General features: G+C 63.3%; 21 protein-coding genes and 1 pseudogene. 12 read left to right on the top strand and 10 right to left on the bottom strand.

Features of this window, described 5'->3' with window-relative positions; translation table 11 throughout:
* Entirely contained in the window at positions 1-1,332 is a 1,332-nt protein-coding gene (locus tag ACWPWT_RS19790) for a sensor histidine kinase (protein WP_285139024.1), read from the top strand.
* A gap of 223 nt (positions 1,333-1,555) precedes the next feature.
* Complete coding sequence (locus tag ACWPWT_RS19785) at positions 1,556-2,401, top strand: transposase (RefSeq protein WP_454281066.1); 846 nt, start codon at positions 1,556-1,558, stop codon at positions 2,399-2,401.
* Here the strand turns inward: ACWPWT_RS19785 and ACWPWT_RS19780 are convergent.
* A protein-coding gene (locus ACWPWT_RS19780; RefSeq protein WP_454281065.1) for an IS5 family transposase occupies positions 2,391-3,157 on the bottom strand; the annotation gives its coding sequence in 2 pieces (ribosomal slippage) (positions 2,391-2,845 and positions 2,845-3,157; 768 coding nt in all). The genes ACWPWT_RS19785 and ACWPWT_RS19780 overlap by 11 nt on opposite strands.
* A 20-nt stretch (positions 3,158-3,177) precedes the next feature.
* Complete coding sequence (locus ACWPWT_RS19775) at positions 3,178-4,005, bottom strand: alpha/beta fold hydrolase (RefSeq protein ID WP_409786845.1); 828 nt, start codon at positions 4,003-4,005, stop codon at positions 3,178-3,180.
* A gap of 44 nt (positions 4,006-4,049) precedes the next feature.
* Between ACWPWT_RS19775 and ACWPWT_RS19770 the strand changes: the two genes are divergently transcribed.
* Positions 4,050-4,631, top strand: a complete 582-nt coding sequence (locus ACWPWT_RS19770; protein WP_454281064.1) for a transposase — start codon at positions 4,050-4,052, stop codon at positions 4,629-4,631.
* 23 nt (positions 4,632-4,654) lie between these two features.
* Here the strand turns inward: ACWPWT_RS19770 and ACWPWT_RS19765 are convergent, their stop codons facing one another.
* The 8 genes and pseudogenes from ACWPWT_RS19765 to ACWPWT_RS19730 form a co-directional block, all read right to left on the bottom strand.
* The gene (locus ACWPWT_RS19765; protein WP_454281083.1) at positions 4,655-5,299 is read right to left on the bottom strand and encodes a recombinase family protein; all 645 of its coding nucleotides are present in this window, start codon (positions 5,297-5,299) and stop codon (positions 4,655-4,657) included.
* Between the two features lie 164 nt (positions 5,300-5,463).
* Positions 5,464-6,162, bottom strand: a complete 699-nt coding sequence (locus tag ACWPWT_RS19760; RefSeq protein WP_454281063.1) for an AMP-binding enzyme — start codon at positions 6,160-6,162, stop codon at positions 5,464-5,466.
* A gap of 11 nt (positions 6,163-6,173) precedes the next feature.
* A complete protein-coding gene (locus tag ACWPWT_RS19755; protein WP_174195149.1) occupies positions 6,174-7,133 on the bottom strand; it encodes an IS481 family transposase in 960 nt (319 codons plus the stop codon).
* A 55-nt stretch (positions 7,134-7,188) separates the two neighbouring features.
* Positions 7,189-7,341, bottom strand: a pseudogene (locus tag ACWPWT_RS19750) (glutathione S-transferase N-terminal domain-containing protein); the annotation flags it as partial.
* A 105-nt stretch (positions 7,342-7,446) separates the two neighbouring features.
* The gene (locus tag ACWPWT_RS19745) at positions 7,447-9,159 is read right to left on the bottom strand and encodes an acyl-CoA dehydrogenase (protein ID WP_454281062.1); all 1,713 of its coding nucleotides are present in this window, start codon (positions 9,157-9,159) and stop codon (positions 7,447-7,449) included.
* 30 nt (positions 9,160-9,189) lie between these two features.
* Positions 9,190-10,752, bottom strand: coding sequence for a long-chain-fatty-acid--CoA ligase (locus tag ACWPWT_RS19740; protein ID WP_454281061.1), 1,563 nt, complete (start codon positions 10,750-10,752; stop codon positions 9,190-9,192).
* A gap of 39 nt (positions 10,753-10,791) precedes the next feature.
* A complete protein-coding gene (locus tag ACWPWT_RS19735; protein ID WP_454281060.1) occupies positions 10,792-13,092 on the bottom strand; it encodes a membrane-bound PQQ-dependent dehydrogenase, glucose/quinate/shikimate family in 2,301 nt (766 codons plus the stop codon).
* Positions 13,093-13,161: 69 nt separating this feature from the next.
* Entirely contained in the window at positions 13,162-13,776 is a 615-nt protein-coding gene (locus tag ACWPWT_RS19730) for a TetR/AcrR family transcriptional regulator (RefSeq protein ID WP_454281059.1), read from the bottom strand.
* 71 nt (positions 13,777-13,847) lie between these two features.
* On the opposite strand from ACWPWT_RS19730, the gene ACWPWT_RS19725 reads away from it, so the two are divergent.
* The 9 genes from ACWPWT_RS19725 (at position 13,848) to ACWPWT_RS19685 (ending at position 21,880) form a co-directional block, all read left to right on the top strand.
* Complete coding sequence (locus tag ACWPWT_RS19725; protein WP_184116749.1) at positions 13,848-14,264, top strand: acyl-CoA thioesterase; 417 nt, start codon at positions 13,848-13,850, stop codon at positions 14,262-14,264.
* A 29-nt stretch (positions 14,265-14,293) separates the two neighbouring features.
* Positions 14,294-15,760, top strand: a complete 1,467-nt coding sequence (locus ACWPWT_RS19720) for a TolC family protein (protein WP_454281058.1) — start codon at positions 14,294-14,296, stop codon at positions 15,758-15,760.
* On the top strand, positions 15,757-16,761 hold the full coding sequence (locus ACWPWT_RS19715) for an efflux RND transporter periplasmic adaptor subunit (protein WP_241889952.1): 1,005 nt from the start codon (positions 15,757-15,759) through the stop codon (positions 16,759-16,761). Before ACWPWT_RS19720 ends, ACWPWT_RS19715 begins: the two co-directional genes overlap by 4 nt.
* A complete protein-coding gene (locus ACWPWT_RS19710; protein ID WP_277880587.1) occupies positions 16,758-17,891 on the top strand; it encodes an ABC transporter permease in 1,134 nt (377 codons plus the stop codon). The genes ACWPWT_RS19715 and ACWPWT_RS19710 overlap by 4 nt, the downstream gene beginning before the upstream one ends.
* Positions 17,888-19,015 carry an ABC transporter permease gene (locus ACWPWT_RS19705; RefSeq protein WP_241889954.1) on the top strand — a complete coding sequence of 376 codons (1,128 nt, stop codon included), beginning with the start codon at positions 17,888-17,890 and terminating at the stop codon, positions 19,013-19,015. Before ACWPWT_RS19710 ends, ACWPWT_RS19705 begins: the two co-directional genes overlap by 4 nt.
* Positions 19,016-19,185: 170 nt before the next feature.
* A complete protein-coding gene (locus tag ACWPWT_RS19700; protein WP_114688966.1) occupies positions 19,186-19,761 on the top strand; it encodes a recombinase family protein in 576 nt (191 codons plus the stop codon).
* Positions 19,762-19,821: 60 nt separating this feature from the next.
* The gene (locus tag ACWPWT_RS19695; RefSeq protein WP_114688967.1) at positions 19,822-20,154 is read left to right on the top strand and encodes an ArsR/SmtB family transcription factor; all 333 of its coding nucleotides are present in this window, start codon (positions 19,822-19,824) and stop codon (positions 20,152-20,154) included.
* A gap of 11 nt (positions 20,155-20,165) precedes the next feature.
* Positions 20,166-20,594: an arsenate reductase (glutaredoxin) gene (gene arsC, locus ACWPWT_RS19690; protein ID WP_114688968.1), complete on the top strand. Its 429-nt coding sequence runs from the start codon at positions 20,166-20,168 to the stop codon at positions 20,592-20,594.
* The gene (locus ACWPWT_RS19685) at positions 20,594-21,880 is read left to right on the top strand and encodes an arsenic transporter (RefSeq protein WP_114688969.1); all 1,287 of its coding nucleotides are present in this window, start codon (positions 20,594-20,596) and stop codon (positions 21,878-21,880) included. Before arsC ends, ACWPWT_RS19685 begins: the two co-directional genes overlap by 1 nt.
* Positions 21,881-21,893 lie beyond the last annotated feature (13 nt).

Raw genomic sequence — 21,893 nt, 5'->3', positions numbered from 1 at the left:
ATGATCCGCCGCCTGTGGCGCTCTACCTTCGGCATCGTCGTGCTGGTCGCGCTGGCCTTCGCCGCGGCGACGCTCGCGATCGGCGCGGTCGCCTATGAGGTGACGCACGAGGCGCTGGAGGAACAGCTAGACCACCGCGTCGCGGTGGAAACGCGCGCGCTCGTTGCCGAGGCGAGCGAAGCGGGACTGGCGGGGGTCGCCGAGGCGATCCGTCTGCGCGAGGAAACGCGGAACGAAGCGAGTCTCGACTATCTGCTGGTCGACCGCAACGGGCGGACGGTCGCCGCCACCATCGCCCCGCTTGCGCCGCCCGAACCCGGCTACCAGGAGCATTTCGGCTTTCGCCGCGGCGATATCACCGGCGTCGGCCAGGCGCTCGCCACGCCCTTGGCCGGTGGGCTTCTCGTCGTCGTCGCCGATCGTCGCGACCTGGACGCGATCGACAGCACGCTGGCGGCGCTGTTCGCCGGAGCGCTGGGCGCGGTGCTGGCGCTCGGGATCGGCGCGGCGATACTGGTCGGATGGCTGACGCGGCGCCGCCTGTCTCACATCGATGCCACGGCGCAGGCAATCATCGCCGGCGATCTGACGCAGCGGGTGCCGCGCGACGGGTCCGACAGCGAGTTCGATCGCCTTGCCGCGACGCTCAATCGGATGCTCGACCGTATGGCGGCGCTGATGGACAATCTGCGGCAGGTGTCGACCGACGTCGCGCACGATCTACGCACGCCGCTCACCCGCCTGTGCAACCAGCTCGATCGCGCCGCGGCCGGTGACCCAGGCGCGATCGATTCCGCCCGGCGGCAAGCCGACGACTTGCTGGAGATCTTCGCGGCGCTGCTCCGCATAGCTGAGGTCGAGGGGCTGGCTGAACGTCGAGCGTTGGGAACGGTCGATCTGTCGGCGCTGCTGGAGGACATGGCCGAAACCTATCGCCCCGACTTCGAGGCTGCCGGCCATGCCCTGACAGTCGACATCGTGCGCGGGCTGCATATCGAGGGCGACCGCCGCCTGCTCGCACAGGCATTGTCGAACCTGCTGGAGAACACGTTGCGGCACACGCCGGCAGGCACGGCCGCGATGCTCTCCGCCAGGTTGTTGCAGGATGGGATCGAGGTGACACTGGAGGATGACGGTCCGGGTGTTTCTCCCGCCGACGCCGGACGACTGTTTCAGCGGTTCGCTCGTACGGAGGTGTCGCGCACCACCGATGGACACGGCCTTGGCCTGGCGCTGGTTCGCGCCGTGGCTATTGGGCATGGTGGCGATGCTGCCCTTACGCGACCCGAGAGCGGTTTCGGCGTTACATTGAGACTGCCCGTCAAAGTTTGAAGGCGGATCAATGTGAGACCCCTCAGAATGCCAGTTGCGGCAGTTCTTGAGGTGGCGTTCAGCGTCCGCCGGAAATTTTCAACAGCCACGATCGGGCCTGTTGAAAAATGCCGGACATGCCGGGTTGCTCCTTCGTTTCGCCCCTACTGAGAGGAGCGCCGCCATGATGGGACCAGCCTGTTGCGGTGGGCGGGAAGGGGCGTCCCGCCGCACCATAGAAGCCATGTTGCCCGCAGACCACCTGCTGCGTCGCATCGATAGATGTCTCGACACAAGCGAGCTTAAGCAAGCACTGACCGGGCATTACAGCACACGGGGGCGACCATCGATCGACCCCGAACTGCTGATCCGTATGACCTTGATTGCCCGCATCTACGCGATCGCGTCCGAGCGGCGCCTGTGCGAGGAGCTGCGCTACAATCTGGCCTACCGCTGGTTCTGTCGTCTCTCGCCAGCAGATAGGGTTCCGCACCACTCGACGTTCAGCAAGAACCGGCATGGCCGCTTTCGCGACGCCGGCGTGTTCCGGGTCCTGTTCGAGAGCACGGTCCGACACTGCATCAGTGCAGGGCTGGTCGGCGGAAAAGACGCCGCGATTGACGCATCGTTCATAGCCGCTGATGCGAGCTGGCAGCGCAAGACCGTGCCAGGCTACCTGCCGTATGTCGCGAACGCGTCGCGCGCGGTTCGGGAATGGATCAAGGACACAGGCGATGCCGTCTGGGAACTGGCGCGCTCGAACAGCTGCCAAGGCGTCTCTCGAACGGATCCTGCCGCGGCTTGGTCTGCGCGAACGGTGCGTGGCCGGTTCGGCTACGCCCTCAACGCGCTGGTCGACACCCCGAGTGGCGTTGCCCTTGATGTCGAGGCGACGCCGGCTCGCTTTGCGGAGGAGGTCGATGCCGGCCGCGTCATGCTCGCGAGGTCGGCAGATCGGTTCGACTTCCATCCCAAGCGGGTTGCTGCCGATAAGGCCTACGGCAGCGCCGGTTTCCTCGGCTTCGTGCGGGACCACGGCGCAATTCCGCACATCCCGGTGATCGACCGCACGCAGCAAACTAGGCCGTAGACTCATAAACGCGGAGCCACAATCGCATTGAGGCGAGTTGGACCATTGCGAGGAAGTTCTCGGCCAGCTTGTCGTATCGTGTAGCTACCCTGCGGAAGTGCTTAAGTTTGGAGAAGAAGCGCTCGATCAGGTTCCGCTCACGGTAAAGCCATGTGCTGAAGTAAGGTTTCGACCTGCGGTTGGACTTGGGCGGGATATTGGCGAACGCTCCTTTTTCATGGAGAGTTGTTCGAATGCGATCGGCGTCATAAGCCTTGTCCGCCAGCACGATTGTTCCAGCACCGACATGGTCGAGCAGATCACCGGCAGCTTGGACGTCATGGCTTTGTCCAGCGGCAAGGCCCAGTCGGATCGGAAGACCTTGCCCGTCGACGACCGCATGGATTTTGGTCGTGAGGCCGCCTCTGGAGCGACCGAGACAATGATCTCGATCCCCCTTTTTGCTGTCGCAGCCTGTTGGTGCGCCCGGATGGAAGTGCTGTCGATCATCTGGATGTCGCCATCATGCGCGGAGGTGATGGCATCCATCATCCGATCCCAAACGCCCGCTTTTCGCCAGCGCACGAAGCGATTGTAGCAAGTTGTGCGCGGGCCATAGCGTTCCGGCAGGTCGCGCCACGGTGCGCCGGATCGCAGTACCCAGAAGATGCCGTTCAGCACGCGCCGGTCATCGACACGCGGCACGCCTCTAGGCTTGTTGGGGAGCAACGGCGCGATCACGCGCCATTCGAAGTCGGTCAGGTCATATCGGCTCATGCCGTCCCTGAGTCAGATTTTCATGTGGTTTGAAAGTCGTGCTTGTCACGAGCTTCGGCAAGCACCTTGCTGGTGAAATCCCGAACTAATCGTAGCACTTCGTCTGGCATCTCACGGTGCGGCATGTGATGACAATCGGTAAGCAGCACTTCCTGCGCGCCACCGCCTGCCAAGGCCGCAATGCGATCTGGGTGTGCCCGCGATCCATATTCGTCAAGATCGCCATGCAAGGCGAGGATCGGGCAATTTAGCCGGCGCAGGTCATCATCAAGGCACCAATCCGCGAAAGCAGGTGCAAGCCACGTCTCGATCCACGCATCGAGGACCCATAGCGTCTTACTACCATGATATTGGGCGAGGCGTCCTATCTGCTTCTCGTCTCGAAACATCTCCCGCGCCTGTTCGATACCGGCAATCGTCCTATCCTCGACAAATGCTTGGGCGGCGAGAGTGATCACAGCATCAGTTTCGGTCGCAAATGTCGCGCCAGAAGCAATCGCCATTCCACCCCCAACGCTATGTCCGAACAGAATCATGTGATCGACCGCGAACGCCTCCCGAATATGGGCAAGTCCAGCAGATGCTTCGTTCCGGACGAAATCTGGCTCCAACTTTCTCGGATTTGAGTCGGACCTGCCAAAACCAAGCCGATCATATGCAATTACGGGACGGCCGGTGGCCGCAGCCAGCTTGCATGGAAAATCCCGCCATTGGTCTACGGAGCCCAAACTGTCGTGGAATAAGATTATCGGTGGTGCTTCTGGCCTTCCCACTGACCCCCAAAAGCGAGCGAACAGACGGCCATCAGGTGTCTCGATAAACGTATCAGTCGGATCCGAATTATTCATAAACCCCGCTTAGCACGCTCATCCCTCAGGTAAATCGAATAGCCATGCTGCCTCGGCCGCCCCTTGCAATTTTAATGGGTTCACGGCCTAAGGGAAAGCTGCCGCGAACGGCATTCAGCTATGACCGTGACACCGACAGCTTCACCTGTCCGATCGGAAAGACGCTCCGGCACCACACCTTCCATCTGCCCACTGGCGTGCATCGTTATGCCGCCGATGCACAGGACTGCGAAGGCTGCGTGCTTCGGAAGACATGCACGAAGGCGCGTCGTCGTACACTGGTTCGCCTCGACAATGAGGACGCCCGGGATCTTGCCAGAGCCGAGCTGGAAACCGGGCTCTTCAAGCGGTCCATGCGATTGCGGCGCGGGGTCGAGCGGTTCTTCGCCGATGCCAAAGGCAAGCATGGCATGCGGCGGCTTCACCTCCGCGGCATCCGGGGAGCGGAAGAGGAGTTCCTGATCGGCGCGGCAGTGATGAACCTGATGATCCTGGCGCGACCGCAGCGCCTGACCGGCAAGCCCAGACGAGGCAGGTGTATTCCCGCAGCGTTGACCCCGGCTGCCATATCGGCCCGGTCGATCGAGCATGACATGATCGTCTCGCCACCGCGACGATATGGCTGATCGCTGACGGGCTTTGCGCACGGTCACGCGGCGCGCAGTCGTTCTTTGCGGTACGGCACCCCATCGAGCAGCGCCTGGCCCGGCGCCTTGGGCGTGCCGTCACCATTGACGTACATATAGAGTGTCGTCGTCGTCATGCCGAGACGACGAGCGACGTCGGCCGCGACCGCGGTGCGATCCGACATCGCAGCCATCGCCATCGCCAGGGTGGCCTTGTCCATCTTGCGCGGCCGTCCGCCCATCCGTCCCCGCGCCCGTGCCGCGGCAAGTCCCGCCTGCGTCCGCTCTGCAATGAGCTCGCGCTCGAACTCGGCGAACGCTGCGAAGATGCCGAAGGCGAGGCGGCCGTTGGCGGTCGTGGTGTCGATCTGCGCACCGGCGCCCGCCAGCACCTTCAGCCCGATGCCGCGTTCGCGCAGCGCTTCGGCGGTGATGACCAAATGGCGGAGGTCGCGTCCAAGGCGATCGAGCTTCCAAAGGACCAAAGTGTTGCCGGGCTGCAGTGCCTTCAAGCAGGCGGTCAGACCGGGGCGGGCGTCGTGCCGCCCCGACGCAAGGTCTTCATAGATCCGCGAAGGGTCAACGCCGGCAGCAAGCAACGCATCGCGCTGAGGTGCCAGCGTCTGTGAACCGTCAGCCTTGGACACCCTCACATATCCGATGAGCATCGTTACCCCGCCAGAAAAGACATCCGGCACCCTGCAATGTGCCGGTGGTTTCCGCAACGAGTTTTCCGATTGCCGGAACGCGCTGAAGAGGCAAAATCATCGACCGCAAGAAAACCGGTCGTTTTTCTGGCGGCTTGGCCGGGTACGCGGGAAGCAGCCGTGAGTCAGGCGCCGGCAAACAGAGCGGAAGGGTGAGCCGTCTCCTTCAACGCCTTTTTGTCGACCTTGCCGACGCTCGTTCTTGGCAGGACATCACAGAAGTGAATGGCATCCGGTACGGCGTAACGCGAGATGGCTCCCGTTAGCGCCCGAGCGACCACAGCCTCTCGTAACGCTTCCTCCGACACCGTCGGTCCGGCAGCGCGGACGACAAATGCGATCGGTCGTTCGCCCCAGCGAGCGTCGGTGATACCGACGACGGCTGCTTCGGCAACGCCGGGTTCGGCCGTGAGAAGAGCTTCCAGTTCGATTGAAGAAACCCATTCGCCGCCCGTCTTGATGACGTCCTTCAACCGATCGACGATCCGAACCGCGCCGTCGGCATCGATCTCGGCAATGTCGCCGGTATGAAGGCGTCCGCCGTCCCACAGCGCATCGGAAGCGTGCTGCTGCGAGTAGCCTTGGGTGAGCCAGGGTGCCCGGAGGGTCAGTTCGCCGCCACGGGCTTGGTCGATGGCGACCTCGACGAGCGGCAATGGGAAACCAGCGCGACAGCGAACGCCTACGGTATCTTCCGGTTGGCTGCGGGCAAGCGTGACGACAGGTCCGGTTTCGGACATGCCGTATCCGGAAAGCGCGATGATGCCGACTTCTTCCGCTTCCTGGGCCAGAGCCTCAGGCAGAGCTGACCCGCCGATCATCATCGTCCAGGGCCCTAGGTGTTCAGTCCCGGCATCTGGTGGATCGGGTTGACGATGAACCGGTCTGGCTCTGACGTCCAGATCCTGGCGATGTATTCGTAGGGTGTAAGCCCGCTGAGCGTCTTGAGCCGGCGGGCAAAGTTGTAGGCGGCCATGAAGTCGGCGAGGTGTGTGCGCAGCTGGTCATGGCTGTCGTAATGGAAGCGTTTGACGGTCGCGTCCTTGATCGTCCGGTTCATCCGCTCGACCTGGCCGTTGGTCCACGGGTGGTTTGGCTTGGTGAGCCGGTGCTCGATGTTGTTGGCCTCGCAGATCATGTCGAAGCGCATCTGACGCGACCAGGCGGTGTTGCGATTGCGCGGCTGCTCGGCGAACTGGATGCCGTTATCGGTCAGGATCGTGTGGATGCGGTAGGGCACGGCGGTCAGCAGGTGCTCGAGGAACTCCCATGCTGTCCGGCGGTCGGCCTTGTCGACCAACTGCGTGACCGCGAACTTGCTCGTGCGATCGATGCCGACGAACAGGTAGAGCTTGCCTTCGGCGGTCTGCACCTCGGCGATATCGATGTGGAAGAAGCCAATTGGGTAGCGCTTGAAGCGTTGTCGCTTCGGCTTGTCGCCCTCGACGTCTGGCAAGCGGGAGATGCCGTGCCGCTGCAGGCAACGGTGCAGCGCTGACCGGGTCAGGTGCGGTAGCGACGGCTGCAATGCGTAGAGGCAGTCGTCGAGCGGCAGCAGGGCGTGGCGACGGAACGCCACCACCATTGCCTCCTCCGCCTCGGTCAGGGTCGTTGAATGAGGGGCCTTCGGCCCAGTCTTCAGGTCCTCGACCGTTGCCCTCTTACGCCACTTCGCGACCGTCTTCGGATTGATCCCCAGCTCACGGCTCAGCGTCGCGAGCGAAGCTTGCGATCGCTGTATTGCTGCTCGGACGGCGTGCGTGGTCGTGGCGCACCCGTGACGTACCTGTCCCATGCGGCTTCCTTCCATTCCAACGAAAGGATCGCACCATCAAACCGTGGGATCAAACACCTAGCGGATGTATCCGCCGCAATTCGGGCGGAGCAAGCAAGGTCTTTGGATTACGTTCGTAACGTACGATTTCGTATGGTATCTCAAGTTCTTCAAGAGCCCAAAGAATGCGCTGCGATCGGCTGTTTTCGAGATGATGAACTATAATCATTTCCGACACTCTTGATGAGCGGCTGACTTTCAAGGCAGTCGACGTACTTTGAAATTGCTGCACGTGCTGATTTAACCAGAATCAAGCGTTGTGTGCAGGGTGGGATCACGCCAGCAACAAGGCGGGATCAATCGCATAGAGCTGATCGGCTGGTGCACTGGCTGCGGCAGCAAGCCCGATAGCTTCAGGAACTATCTGGTCGAGATAGAATGCCGCGGTCGCTTTTTTGACCTGGCCAAAATCATCATCGGTCGCTGCGCTGTGCTGCTGTTCCATCAACCAGCCGCAGACCGCGACCGATAACATCGTCAGGAACGGATAGCTTGCAGCGAGCCGGTCGTCAGCATTCGCTCCGGTGAGACGGCGTCCGATATCTTCACAGTGATAGATGAGTTCCGTTAGCGGCGCCGCCTTTGCTGTTGTCCGTAAGTCCGTCAATAAGGCTTCGAAGGCCTTGCCATTGGACAGACCGAGCTTCCGTCCGACCAAGTCAGCTGCCTGTATGCCATTCGTACCCTCGTAGATGGGCGTGATTCGAGCATCACGGAACAATTGCGCAGCCCCTGTCTCCTCGACGTAGCCCATGCCTCCATGCACCTGGACCCCAATCGACGCGATTTCATTCCCGAGATCGGTGGCATGCGCCTTGGCGAGCGGCGTGAGGATCTCGAGCCGACCTTGCGCCTCCTCGTCGCCGAGCGCCGCAAGATCGACCTGCACAGCGGCATAGTAGACCAGGGCGCGTGCCGCTTGCGTCTGTGCAGACATCCGCATCAGCATGCGCCGAACGTCAGGATGATCCGCGATGCGCGCCGGCGTGCGATCAGCCGGCCCCGCGCGGGCAGACTGGATCCGTTCCAGCGCGTACGACACAGCCTTGCGCGTTGCCGCCTCACCGATTTGGACGCCTTGCAGACCGACGTTCAGGCGCGCGTTGTTCATCATCGTAAACATGGCGCGCATACCCCCATGTTCCGGGCCGATGAGTTCGCCGATGCAGTCGTCGTGATCGCCGAAGCTCAGGACACAGGTCGGTGATGCGTGCAGCCCGAGCTTATGCTCGATCGAGACAACCTTCACGTCGTTGGGCTCGGCTGGTTTCCCGGCGGCGTCGAGCCGGAACTTGGGCACGAGAAATAGGGAGATGCCACGCGTTCCGGGCGGTGCGTTCGGCGTTCGCGCAAGGACGAGATGGACGATGTTTTCGGCCATGTCATGGTCACCGAACGAGATGTAGATTTTGGTGCCCTTGATCGACCACGTCCCGTCACCGCGAGGAAAAGCCTGCGCGCGAAGCGCGCCGACATCAGATCCTGCCTGGGGCTCAGTGAGGTTCATCGTCCCCGTCCAGGCCCCGGTTGCGAGCTGCGGCAGGTATAGTGCCTGTTGATCGGCCGAACCGTGATGGACCAAGGCTTCAATTGCACCGACCGTCAGCGTCGGACAGAGCGCAAAGCCGGTATTCGCGGTTCCGAGCAGTTCGAGCACGGCGGTCTGCAGCACGAAGGGCAGTCCCTGGCCGCCATGTTCGACGGGAACGCCGATGGTCCCCCATCCGCCCTCCACATAGGCCTGATATGCAGAAGCGTAGCCATCGGGCATCACGACGCCATCGTCAGTCCACCGCGCGCCGACCCTGTCGCCGATCCCGTTAATCGGTCCCCATACGCCCCTGGCGAATTCGCCGGCCCCTTCGAGGACGGCATCGACGACGTCATCGCTGGCATCGGCAAACCGATCGTGTTGAGCAAGGTCGCGGATGTGGGCGATCGTATCAAGGACGAACCGGATCTCAGCGGTCGCAGGTGAAGAAGTCATACTTCGGTTCTTTCTGAAACGATCGTGTGATCAGGCGGATGCTAGCGAGGCGGACGTCATCGCCGTCTCCCGCAGCGCCTTCTTGTCGACCTTGCCGACGCTCGTCCTCGGCAGGACCTCACAGAAGTAGATCGCATCCGGAATGGCGTAGCGCGAAATCGCGCCCGTCTGCGCTCGTTCGGATACCGCGTGCCGCAGCGATCCTTCCGTCACCGCCGGACCAGTGCCGCGGACGATGAAGGCGACCGGCCGCTCGCCCCATCGGGCATCGGGAATTCCGACGACGGCCGCCTCTGCCACACCGGCAGCTTCCATCAGGAGGGACTCCAGTTCCAGCGAGGACACCCATTCGCCGCCGGTCTTGATGACGTCCTTGAGCCGATCGACGATCCGGACCGCGCCGTCCGCGTCGAGCTCAGCGATGTCGCCGGTGTGCAGGCGTCCGCCTTCCCACAACGCATCGGAGGCGTCCTGCAGCGAGTAGCCCTGGGTGAGCCAGGGCGCGCGGATCGTCAATTCGCCGCCACGGCTTTGGTCGACGGCGACCTCGACGAGCGGCAGTGGGAAGCCGGCGCGACAGCGGACGCCGACAGCATCGCCCGGCTTGCTGCGCGCCAGGGTCACGACGGGTCCCGTCTCGGACATGCCATATCCGGAGAGTGCGATGACGCCGACACCCTCCGCCTCCTCCGCCAGCGCTTCGGGAAGCGCCGAGCCGCCGATCATCATCGTCCAGGGGGCCAAATCCAGGGCATTGGCCCGAGCCACATCGATGACCATCCGAAGGATCGTCGGAACGCAATGCGAGTAGGTCACGCGCTCATCGCGCTTCAAGGCTAGGATCGTGGCCGGGTCGTAGCGTCCCGGATACACCTGCTTCATTCCCAGCAACGTTGCGACATACGGCATGCCCCAGGCGTGGACGTGGAACATGGGCGTGATCGGCATGTAGACATCGTTGCGCGTGACGCCCTGTCCGATGGGCTGGTTTGCTACAGTCGCAGCCGCCGCCAGGGTATGCAGGACGAGCTGACGGTGGGAGAAGAATACCTGCTTTGGGTCGCCCGTCGTGCCGGTCGTATGAAACGTCGTCGCAATGGCGTTCTCATCAAAGTCTTCGAAGACGAAATCGGGATCGCCCGCTTCGATCAGAGCTTCAAAGCCGTCCGCCGCGCTGCCGCCAAAGGTAACGGTGCGCTCAATTTGCAGCCCGGGCAAAAGCGCATCGGCGAGGGGCTTGAAATCGTCATGGTAGAACAGCGTAGCAGCGCCACTCTGCCGAAGCGTGAAGCCGATCGCAGCTGGCGCGAGGCGAACGTTGACCGTTTGCAGGATCGCGCCAAGCATGGGGATCGCAAAGTAGCATTCGAGATAACGGTGGCTGTCCCAGTCCATGACTGCGACGGTATCACCGGCCTTGACGCCAAATTGTGAGAGGGCAAATGCAAGGCGGTGGATCCGCTCGATGAACGCAGCATAACCAAACCGCCGTCCGTCGCTGACGATCTCCTGACTCGTTGTCTCTGGTTTGGGAAGCAATCGACGAATGAGGAGGGGATAGCTGTACGCCTCTGCAGCGACAGTCTCGAGCAATCTCGGCTGTGTCATAAACTCTCCTAAGTGGTACGCTTTTTATTTGGATTGGGGGATGCTGAACGCGATGACGTAGTCGCCGACGTCCTTCGAATGAGCAGCTCCGCCCACCGACACCAGTACGTATTGGCGTCCGGTCTTGGGCGAGATGTAGGTCATCGGCGTCGCACTTGAGCCGACCGGCAGTCGGTAGCGCCACACCTCTTTGCCGTCCGAGGTGTCGTAAGCGCGCAGGTAGTAATCCTGCGACCCCGCGAAGAAGAGCAGCCCCCCGGCGGTCACACTGGTGCCGGCATAGGTCGGCATGCCGATTGGCATAGGCAGATGCGACTTGATCCCCAGCGGCCCCAATTCCTCGGCAGTGCCGGCCGGCACCTGCCATGCGATCTTGCGGGTGTTGAGGTCGACCGCGGTGATTGTTCCGAACGGCGGGCGCGAACATGGAACACCGAGCTTCGTCATCCACATCTGGATGTTGACGCCATAAGGCGTGCCGAGCTGCGGCGATGGGCCGTGGCCGGTACCATCCGGATGGTTTTTCTTGGCGAATTCGGTGAATTCCGGACGGGTCATCAGGCGGACCGTCATCGGCACGCGTACGTCGTTCATGAACACCCGGTTGTTGGGGACGTCGACGGACATGCTGCCCCAGTTCAGGCCGCCGAGATTGCTCGGATGCTCGATGGACTGGGTCATGCCCGGAGGCGTGAAATCACCGCTGTAGCGCGACTGGCGGAAGGAGATGCGGCAGGCGAGCTGGTCGAACATGGTCATGCCCCACATGCGACGCTCGTTCAGCGTCTCCGCAATAACCGGCATGTCGACAGAATAGGGCTGGGTCGGCGACATCCGCTCACCCGGCATGCTGCCCGCCGACGACACGGGCTTTTCGACCACGCGGCTCAGCGGCTGCCCGGTCGCCCGGTTCAGCAGAAACAGCTGGCCGCGTTTCGTGGACAACAGAAGTGCCGGGATATTGCCGCGTAGATTGACGAGGGCAGGCTGTGCAGGAAGGTCATAGTCCCACAGGTCGTGATGCACCGTCTGGAACTTCCAGCGCTCGCGGCCGGAGGTCACGTCGAGCGCGACAAGTGTCGAATTGTACCGGTCCGCCCACGGCTTGCGCTGGACGCCGTAATAGTCGGGCGTGGCGTTGCCGAGCGGCACGTAGATCAGGCCGAGCTTGTCGTCATAGGCCGCAGTGGTCCACATGTTCGGCGTACCGCGCGTGTAGGTCTGGCCGGGGGGCGGCTCACGCGTGATTGCCGGATTGCCCAAGTCCCAGGCCCAGACGAGCTTGCCGGTCATCACGTCGAAGCCGCGGATCACGCCCGAGGGTTCGCCGGTCTGCTCGTTGTCGACCACCCAGCCACCGATCACGATGATGTTGCGCGCGACGAGCGGAGCGGAGGTCTGGAAGTAGAAGCCGGGCTTTACCGGCCCCATGCCTTCGGCGAGCGACACGGTGCCGTCATTGCCGAAGCCCGGGCATAGCTTGCCCGTCCTGGCGTCGAGCGCCATCAATCGCGCGTCGATGGTGGTGGCGATGAGACGCTGCTGGCATTCGCCTGACGCTGTCGTCGACTGATAATAGCCGAGCGAACGACACCGCTGCCAGAAGGGCGCCTTGGCGTGAGGATCGAAGCGCCAGCGCGTGGCACCCGTATCGGGATCAAGCGCGAGGATGACGTTGTTGCGGGTGCAGCTGTAGAGGGTATCGCCGATCTGGAGAGGCGTGTTCTGGTCGATGCCAGGGCCCATGTCGCCGGTCCGGATCGTCCAGGCTGGCTTCAGCGTGGCGACATTGTCGCGATTGATCTTGTTGTAGGTGGCGTATCGAAGCCCAGCGGTGCTTGCGCCGTACGACGTCCAGTCCTGCGGTGCATTGTCCCCTGCGCCAGGAGAATAGTCCGCCGCTGCAACCGCGGATACGGTGGGATGCGGCACGAACGCCAACCCAAACATGGCGGCGAACGCGATCGCGCAGGCCGCAGCACCGAGCCGGAAGCCGCGACGGGCGTTGCCTGAGACGATCGATGGGAACAGTCCTAAGCCTAGTCCTACCAGCGCAATCGGTGCGAGGAGACGGGGAAATAGGTCCCAGAAGCGCAGCCCCGCCTCGAATAGTGACCAGATCACCGTGCCGGCCAATGCGAAGACAAGCACCCAGTTCGCCTGGCGGTGGTTCCGCAAGGCCAAGACGGCTGCAAGGGCGAGTGTAGCGCCGAAGATGGCGTAATATGGTGTTCCGCCCAGCGCCGCCAGCCACAGACCACCCGCCGTCAGAGCGGCGCCGATGATCAACAGAACGACTGCGTAGAGTCTCGCGATCTTCGACATTGGGGACTCCGATCCAAGAAATGTTAGTGGGGTAGGGCGCCTCTCTCGGGCAGTTGATTCGCGGTTCGGCTATCCGGTTGTTGATGCAGCGACGCGCGCCGCACGCTGTGCCGCGAGGTTTTCGGCGACCCGCTGCCGCGTGAAGACCGGCGGAAGATCAAGCGCCTGCAAAAGACCGGAGCCGATGAGGGATGCACTCAGGGCCGGCGTGACGATGCTCTCGATAATGATCGGAAGCTCGGCTTCGGTGAAGGCGGACCCATCCCTGCGGTCAGTCGCAATGTCGTGCGATAGACGGGCGAACCGTTCGAACAACGGTTGGAGTAGGGGGCTCTGCACGGCCGACAGCCACCCGATGAGCTTGCCGACCCCCGTCGTTTCGAAGCTGTCGAACACAAGGTCGACGAGATCCGCTTCACTGATCTGTCCCGCCTTCAAGGCCCAAGTGCCTGCTCGAACCTTGGTCAAAAGCTGCTCGATCAGTCCATCGGCGACTGCCGCCTGCAGATTGGCGGCGGTGCCAAAATGGTGGGTGATGCTGCCATGCGTCATCCCCAGCGCCGCGGCGACCGACTGAAGGGTGATCGCGCCAGGTCCATCCGCCACGAGGATCCCGAGCGCCGCAGCGATCGCCTCTTCGCGCAGTTCGTCCGGCTGGCGGCGACGTCGACGGGCAGAAATCATCGCTATTGTCATCGGTGACAATATCTGCGAATGATTGATCGCTGTCAATAAATTCCATGAGGACGGATGAGATGCCCGGAGGCGGCGAGCGTCATTTCAGCGCATTCGAGGTGACCGCCTCGGACATCGACCACATGGGACACGTGAACAACACGGTCTATCTGCGGTGGATTCAGGACGCGGTGACCGCGTTTTGGAAGCAGCACGCACCGGGCGAGGCCGTGCGTTCGATCGCATGGGTCGCGCTCAAACACGAGATCAGCTATCGCAGCCCTGCGTTTCTTGACGAGCGTGTCGATGTCCAGATGCTCATCGACCGGTACGTGGGGGCCAGAGCCTATTTTGACGCTACCATAAGGCGAGGAGAGACGGTGCTCGCCGAGGTGAAAAGCGTCTGGTGCAGCGTCGATGTCTCGTCGCTTCGTCCGGTCCGGCTTGCCCGGGAAATCCGCGCTTCAATCCTTGGCGGCTCGAAGGCGACGGCATGACAAGTCCACTCGCCTGGCACGCGGTCACGATGGCCGCTCTTGTCTGCTCCTCCGGTGCCGCGATTGGCCAAAGCATTAACGATCGACAATCGCAGCCATTGAGCTTCGATGCGGCTCTCGCGCGGATCGACGATGCCTCGCCCGGCCTTTCCGGCGAGGACCATGCCGTCCGTGCAAGCGAACTGATCGCCGGGGCTACCCGTAGCTTGCGCCGTCCGGTCGTCAGCGCTTCGGCCAGCGTCATCGAGTATCAAAAGACGTTGTCCGTCGACCTCACTGGGCCGAAGGATAATGCGGCAAATGCCACAACCGACTTCCTATCGCAGCTGCCCGGCCAGTTTCCGGTCGGCTTGCAGCAGATCGTCGGGCAGGTCACACAGCGCGTCGGCGCCGCGCTGCCGACGATCTTCGGGGCAATCCCGGACACGCTGCAATATCAGACGCGTGATACGGTGTTTCGGCCCGCGGTCACCGCGGCCATGCCCCTTTACACGGGCGGAGCGATCCCGGCGATCCAGGCAGGCGCGGACGCCGCGGTCGATGTGGCGCGCGCCAGGCAGGCCGGTGGGCGCGACGTGTCCCGTGTCAGCCTTGTTCGAGGCTATTTCGGACAGCAGGTCGCTGCACAATTGACGCACTCCACGCGCGAGACGCTCGAGGGGTTCGACCGCCATCTGGCCGATGCGAAGAAGCTCGAGCAGAACGGGGTCATCCCCCATGCCCGCGTCCTCCAGGTCCAGGTCGCCCGCGATGCCGCGGAGCGCGCCTATGTGCGCGCGCAGCTAGAGGAAGCGACGGCCGCCGATGCGCTGGCGCGATTGCTGAATCAGCCGGGGGGCGTGAATGCGCTGACGCCTCTATTCGTCAATTCGGCGCCACTGCCGCCGGTCAGCGTGTTCATCGACGGCATCGATGCGACACCGCGAGCACGCGGCGCCGACGCTGCCCGCGACATCGCCCGTGCGGGCGTGGGCCTCGCGAAATCCCGTTACCGCCCCCAGGCTTTTGCGTTCGGCAGCTACAACGCCAACCGCAATAATGCGCTGCCGACCGAACCCGATTGGGTGGCCGGTATTAGTCTGCGATACACCCTGCTGTCGAATTTCGATCGTAAGAAGTCGCTCGATGCGGCGCGCGAGCAGGAGCGCGCAGCCGCCGATGCCGCAGCGCAGGCTCGCAAGGACGTGGCCAACGAAATCGTCCGTGCCTGGAATCTGGTCGAAACGGCCCGGCGGTCTTTCCTGCTGCTCGACAGCAACCTTGCCGCAGCGCGGGAAAACCTGCGGGTCCAACGGGTTTCATTCTTCGAAGGCGAAGCCCCATCCTCGGCGCTCGTCGATGCCGAGGCGACGCTGGCCTCGACGCAGACCCAACGCATCGCGGCAGCCTACGAATACGACCTCGCACTCGCGGGCTTGCTCGCGACGAGCCACCGGGTTGACGATTTCACCACCTATTTGGCGCGCGCCGATCGACGTTTGGGGAATGAGAAGTGAACGAGGAAACGACCGCTTCACCAAAACGTAGCAGGCGGCCGATCGCGATCACCGCCGGGTTGATCGTCGTGATCGTCGTCGTGTTGGGTCTGTGGCTGGCGAGCCGGCCGGCGCCGGAGCAATTGCAGGGCATGGTCGATGCCGACGAGGTCAATGTTGGAACCAAGGCGCTTGCCCGCGTCGAGCATCTGATCGCGGAAGAGGGGCAGCGCGTTCAACCCGGCACGCTGCTGGCGACGCTGTCGAGCCCCGAGATCACCGGTGGGCAGGCGCAGGCGCAAGGTGCGCTCGATGCAGCACGCGCGGTTGCGTCGGAAACGAACGAGGGCGCGAGGTCGGAAGACATCGCAACCCTGCGCTCGACATGGCAGGCAGCCCAGGCGGCAGCGGATCTGGCGGCGGTCACGAGCCGCCGCACAGCCAATCTTTACGCGCAAGGGGTGGTGGCGGCCCAGCGCCGGGATGAAGCAGCGGCAGCGCGCGATAGCAGCGCCCGCAACGCCGAAGCCGCGCGTCAGCAATATCTGAAGGCGCTGGCAGGAGCGCGTCCGCAGAACAAACAGGCGGCGAACGCCCAAGTGCGTATCGCCGAAGCCGCACTGCGCACCGCGAACGCCTTAGGGCGCGAAACACAATTGTTCTCGCCGATTGCTGGTGAAGTTGCCCGCAAGCTCGTGCAGCCAGGCGAAGTCGTCAGCCCCGTCATCCCCGCCTATCAGGTCATCGACATCGATCACCCCTGGGTCGCGTTGAACCTGCGGGAGGACCGTTATCATGGTCTCGGGATTGGCTCGGTGCTGCACGGTCACATACCCGCGCTGCAGCGCGATGCCGACTTCAAGGTCTATTTGGTTGCGCCGCGCGGCGACTTCGCCACCTGGCGCGCCACGCGCGAAGCATCGGGCTATGACGTGCGAACCTTCGAGATCCGGCTGCATCCGGTCAGCCCGATCGAAAAGCTGCGCCCGGGAATGAGCGTCCTGTTCGACTGGCCACAATGAGCGCCTTTCGCCGGGCTTGGACGCGCGAGGTGCATTATCTACGTCACGATCGCTGGGATCTTGCAGGCATCACATTGCTTCCCGGATTCCTCATCTTCATCGTTGCTGCCCTGTTTTGGCAGGGGCCGCTGCGCCAAGTGCCGCTGGGGATCGTGGATGGTGACGGAAGTACCGCCAGCCGAGCGGTCATCCGCGCGCTCGATGCCTCGCCACTCATTCGGTTCGGAGGCTATTATCCGGGCGAGGTCGAGGCCGTGCGTGCAGTCCGCTCCGGCAAGATCCTGGGGTTTGCGCATATCCCGGCGGGACTCGGCGAAAGCGTGGCCCGGCACAGGGAGCCGGTCGTTCGCATCCTCTACAACGGAAGCTTCCTGACCGCCGGGGGTCAGGTCGCCCGTGCGGCTGAGGAGGCCGTGACCGAAGCGCTCCCGGAGATCGCGGCCAATCAGCTGCCCAATCATGCGGTACCGAGGAGCCGCGTCCGGCGTCTCGCCGTCGAGGCGACACCGCTGGGCAATGCGCCATCGAGCTTCGAATGGTTCCTGGGGCTGCTGATCTTCCCGGCGGTTCTGCATCTGATCGCGGCCTGCGTTTGCGCCATGGCGATCGGCCGCGAACTTAAGGGCAAGTCTTTGTCTGAGTGGGCGAGGGCAAGCGGCGGGGTGGCTCCAGCGATGGCCGGCAAGATGCTGCCTTACGTCCTCGCCATCAGCGGTTGGGGACTCGTCTGGCTCCTCTACCTGACCCTTGCGCGCGGTTGGCGTATCGAGGGAAGTATCGTTTTGATCGCCTCCGGTCAGACGCTGTTCTACGCTGCGACGGCTGCCGTCGCGGCGCTCCTCGTGGCGGTGACGCGCGAGACGGCCACGGCGCTGTCGGCCAGCGCCGTCTATGCCGGATCGGCCCTTGCCTATTCGGGCGCAACGCTGCCGCTGAACGGCGGAAATGCATTCGCCCGCGCTTGGAGCAATGTGCTGCCGCTCACCCATTACATCGCGCTTCAGATGGGGCAGGTCAGTGGTCAGGCGGTCGCTGCAGCCGTCGCGCCGATGGTCTCACTGATGGCCTACGTCGTCATCGCTGGCGGCGGGGCGCTGGCTTTCATCATGGTAAGGGCGCGCCGGGTATGACCTTCGATAGGGCTTTCCTCTCGACGTGGCACACCATTCTCACGTCGAAAACGCTGCTTAGTACGATGCTGCTCGCGGTCGTCCTGTATGCCTTCTACTATCCCGCGCCTTATTCCCATGAGGCGCCACGCAAGCTGCCCGTGGTCGTGGTCGATCAGGATGACAGCGCCCTCAGCCGAACCATAATCCTGGATCTGGACGCCACTCGCGCAATCAGTGTCGCGAGCGTGGTTAGGAACCTCGCCACCGCTCGGGCAGACATGCGTGAGGGCAAAGCCGATGGGGTTATCCTGATTTCCGATGGCCTTGAACGCCAGCTGCGTGCCGGAACGCCTGGGTCGGGTATCGCCGTCTGGGTCAATGCGACCTACCTTCTGCGTGCGAGCACGATCGGCGAGGCGGTGACGGCGGTCATCCAGAATATCGTGAGAACCCGTCTCCTGCCGGGCGGGCAGATCAGTCGCGGCGGTCCGCCCGTCACAGTCGTCAAAGAGCCGCTTTTCAACCGAACGGGCGGCTACAAGGGCTACGTCTTCCCGTCCGTGGCGGTCATCATCATTCAGCAGACTCTGCTGTTCGGTGCCGCAACCTTCATGGGCAATCGGCGACGGACGGGGGCATGGCAAATGGGAGCAGCGGAATTCGCCGGCACCCTTGCGGCCTTTTCGTCGGTCGGCGTTGTGGGATGCTACTTCCTGTTCGGCCTGATCTTCTGGGTGCAAGGGGTTCCGGTGGACGGCAACATCCTCGGCATGATCGTCGTCGTGCCGATCTTCGCCGTAGCAGTCGCTGCGCTGGGGTTGCTGGTAGGAAGTGCATTCGATCGGGGAGAGCGGGCGACCTACATACTGGGGCCAACGTCGGTCCCGTTCTTCTTTCTCACCGGCGCTACCTATCCGCTCGATCAGATGCCGCGCTTCTTGTCGGCCTTTTCCCATCTGATACCGTCGACGTCAGGGGTGCACACTTTCGTTCCTCTTAATCAGATGCGCGCTACGCTTGGAGACGTCACGCTCCCGCTGTTGATGCTGGTGGTGCTGGCAATCGGCTATTCGGCACTCGCGTGTCTTCGGATCGTCACCTTCGCGCTGTGGTCTGCCTCGACGGCAGCGGCGGATGCCTGAAGGAACGTAGGACGATCGCAGAGGATCATCACTGCGTTTTTCAACAGCCACGATCGATTTTGACGCGCCACCATGTGAGAACGTCTAGCAGGGGATGCGGGCGTATCAAAACACATTCTCGATTGCTGGAGCCCATGCTAGGCACGCGAGATGAGTTTTGAGAACCTTCCATGCTGATCGGCTACGCACGGGTCTCGACCCCCGAACAGGATTTGACGCCTCAGCTCGATGCGCTGCGCGAGGCGGGCTGCGAGCGGACCTTCAGCGACAAGGCCAGTGGCGCCAAGGCGAACCGCGTCGGCTTGGCCGATGCGCTGTCGCACGCGCGCGCTGGTGATGTCCTGGTAGTTTGGAAGCTCGATCGTCTCGGCCGCACGATGAAAGGGCTGGTCGACCTGGCCGCTGATTTGGCCGAGCGAGGCATTGGGTTCCGGTCCCTGACCGACGGGATCGACACGGCAGGCACTGCCGGCAAGCTCGTCTTCCACATCATGGCCGCGATGGCGGAGATGGAGCGCGACCTTAATCGCGAACGCACGACGGCCGCCTTGGCCGTGGCGCGGCGTGAGGGGAGGGTAGGCGGCCGAAAAACGGTGATGACGCCCAAGCGGCTGGAGGCGGCTCGCAAACTCTTGGCGTCTGGTATGCCGATGCGTGAGATCGCGCCGGCGATCGGCGTCTCGGTGCCGACCTTGTACCGCCACCTTCCCGCACCGGAACAGGAAGCGATCGTCGCGGAAGGGTAAGGTACGAAATGACGGGCCAATGCGACTAGCCTGTCGCGATATATCCGCTATGCTGGATATATGGAAAGCGAGTCGGCTATCTCCGCTTTGAGCGCGCTCGCGCAAGCGACACGACTCGATGTCTTCCGCCTGTTGGTGCGGCATGAGCCAAGCGGCATGGCAGCCGGCGACATCGCTCGTCAGCTCGACGTGCCGCAGAACACCATGTCGGCGCATCTCGGTATCCTCGCCCGCGCCGGTCTCGTCCAATCCGAACGGCATAGCCGCTCGATCATCTATCGCGCTGACCTGGACGGTCTGCGCGGGCTGATGCTGTTCCTCCTCAAGGATTGCTGCGGCGGCAACGCGGAACTGTGCGCGCCGCTTGTCGCCGAACTCGCCCCCTGCTGCTGAAAGGACGCCCCGTGGCCGTCGATATCGTTATCTATCACAACCCCGAGTGCGGCACGTCCCGCAACGCCCTCGCCATGATCCGCAATGCCGGCATCGAGCCGCATGTTATTGAGTATCTGAAAACGCCTCCCTCGCGCGCGTTGCTGGTCGAGCTGATCGACCGCGCCGGCATTACGCCCCGCGATCTGCTGCGCGAGAAGGGCACGCCCTATGCAGAGCTGAGCCTGAGCGACACGTCGTTGTCCGACGAAGCGTTGGTGGACGCGATGATGGCGCATCCGATCCTCATCAACCGGCCCCTGGTCGTCTCGCCGCTCGGCGTGAAGCTGTGCCGCCCTTCCGAAGCCGTCCTCGATCTGCTGCCGAGCGGCCAGCTTGCCGCGTTCGCCAAGGAAGACGGTGAGCAAGTAGTGGACGCTTCGGGCCAGCGCGTCGCCTGATGCTCCTGGCCGTCCTGATCTTCGTCGCCACGATCGCGCTCGTCATTTGGCAACCCAAGGGCCTCGGCATCGGGTGGAGCGCGATGGGTGGGGCCGTCGTGGCGCTGCTCGCGGGCGTTGTCACCCTGTCCGACGTGCCGGTGGTATGGGGCATCGTCTGGAACGCGACGGCCGCGTTTGTCGCCATCATCGTCATCAGCCTGTTGCTGGATGAAGCCGGGTTCTTCGAATGGGCGGCACTGCATGTCGCGCGCTGGGGCAGGGGGCGTGGTCGCCGACTGTTCGTTATGATCGTCCTGCTGGGCGCGGCGGTGTCCGCACTGTTTGCCAATGACGGCGCGGCGCTGATCCTGACCCCGATCGTCATTGCCATGCTGCGGGCGCTCGGCTTCAAGGACAAGGCGACGCTAGCGTTCGTCATGGCGGCGGGGTTCATCGCCGACACGGCCAGCCTGCCGCTGGTCGTGTCGAACCTCGTCAACATCGTATCGGCCGACTTCTTCGGCATCGGCTTTGGCGACTATGCGTCCGTGATGGTGCCGGTCGATCTGGTGTCGATCGCCGCCACGCTGGGCGCGCTGCTGCTGTTCTTTCGGCGTGATATACCGGGAGCTTACGATGTGGGGGCGCTACGCACGCCCCGCGAAGCGGTCCGTGACGCCGCGACCTTCCGCGCCGGATGGATTGTTCTCGCTCTGCTGCTCGCCGGCTTCTTCCTGCTCGAACCGCTCGGTGTGCCGGTCAGCGCCGTTGCCTCTGCCGGCGCGGTTCTGTTGCTGGTGATCGCCGGACGCGGGCACGTGATCGAGACGCGGAAGGTGCTCCGCGGTGCACCGTGGCAAGTCGTGATCTTCTCGCTCGGCATGTACCTGGTGGTCTATGGCCTGCGGAACGCCGGTCTGACCGATCATCTAGCCGCGCTGCTCGATCGCACGGCGCAAGGCGGTGTTTTGGGTGCGGCCTTGGGAACGGGCGTGATCGCGGCCGTCCTCTCCTCAGTGATGAACAATATGCCGACCGTGCTGGTTGGCGCGCTGTCGATCGATGCGGCCCATGCCACGGGCGCGATCAAGGAGGCGATGATCTACGCCAACGTGATCGGCTGCGACCTCGGTCCCAAGCTCACGCCCATTGGATCGCTCGCGACGCTTCTGTGGCTTCACGTTCTCGGCCAGAAAGGCGTGCGGATCGGATGGGGCTATTACTTCCGGGTCGGTGTCACCCTGACGGTGCCGGTGTTGCTCATCACGCTCGCAGCGCTCGCGATCAGGATCAACATCGCGTGACGGCGCTGCGGTC

The sequence above is a fragment of the Sphingomonas sp. Marseille-Q8236 genome (genome assembly GCF_965112005.1).
This window is presented reverse-complemented; position numbering and strand designations above follow the sequence as displayed.

Coding starts and splice junctions, on each gene's coding strand:
- ACWPWT_RS19695 (WP_114688967.1), top strand. CDS start 19,822: ATGGAAAGCGAGTCGGCTATCTCCGCTTTGAGCGCGCTCGCGCAAGCG.
- ACWPWT_RS19770 (WP_454281064.1), top strand. CDS start 4,050: ATGCTGCCTCGGCCGCCCCTTGCAATTTTAATGGGTTCACGGCCTAAG.
- ACWPWT_RS19720 (WP_454281058.1), top strand. CDS start 14,294: ATGGCCGCTCTTGTCTGCTCCTCCGGTGCCGCGATTGGCCAAAGCATT.
- ACWPWT_RS19775 (WP_409786845.1), bottom strand. CDS start 4,005: ATGAATAATTCGGATCCGACTGATACGTTTATCGAGACACCTGATGGC.
- ACWPWT_RS19710 (WP_277880587.1), top strand. CDS start 16,758: ATGAGCGCCTTTCGCCGGGCTTGGACGCGCGAGGTGCATTATCTACGT.
- ACWPWT_RS19790 (WP_285139024.1), top strand. CDS start 1: ATGATCCGCCGCCTGTGGCGCTCTACCTTCGGCATCGTCGTGCTGGTC.
- ACWPWT_RS19765 (WP_454281083.1), bottom strand. CDS start 5,299: ATGCTCATCGGATATGTGAGGGTGTCCAAGGCTGACGGTTCACAGACG.
- ACWPWT_RS19705 (WP_241889954.1), top strand. CDS start 17,888: ATGACCTTCGATAGGGCTTTCCTCTCGACGTGGCACACCATTCTCACG.
- ACWPWT_RS19755 (WP_174195149.1), bottom strand. CDS start 7,133: ATGGGACAGGTACGTCACGGGTGCGCCACGACCACGCACGCCGTCCGA.
- ACWPWT_RS19735 (WP_454281060.1), bottom strand. CDS start 13,092: ATGTCGAAGATCGCGAGACTCTACGCAGTCGTTCTGTTGATCATCGGC.
- ACWPWT_RS19785 (WP_454281066.1), top strand. CDS start 1,556: ATGTTGCCCGCAGACCACCTGCTGCGTCGCATCGATAGATGTCTCGAC.
- ACWPWT_RS19760 (WP_454281063.1), bottom strand. CDS start 6,162: ATGATGATCGGCGGGTCAGCTCTGCCTGAGGCTCTGGCCCAGGAAGCG.
- ACWPWT_RS19725 (WP_184116749.1), top strand. CDS start 13,848: ATGCCCGGAGGCGGCGAGCGTCATTTCAGCGCATTCGAGGTGACCGCC.
- ACWPWT_RS19685 (WP_114688969.1), top strand. CDS start 20,594: ATGCTCCTGGCCGTCCTGATCTTCGTCGCCACGATCGCGCTCGTCATT.
- ACWPWT_RS19700 (WP_114688966.1), top strand. CDS start 19,186: ATGCTGATCGGCTACGCACGGGTCTCGACCCCCGAACAGGATTTGACG.
- ACWPWT_RS19730 (WP_454281059.1), bottom strand. CDS start 13,776: ATGATTTCTGCCCGTCGACGTCGCCGCCAGCCGGACGAACTGCGCGAA.
- ACWPWT_RS19745 (WP_454281062.1), bottom strand. CDS start 9,159: ATGACTTCTTCACCTGCGACCGCTGAGATCCGGTTCGTCCTTGATACG.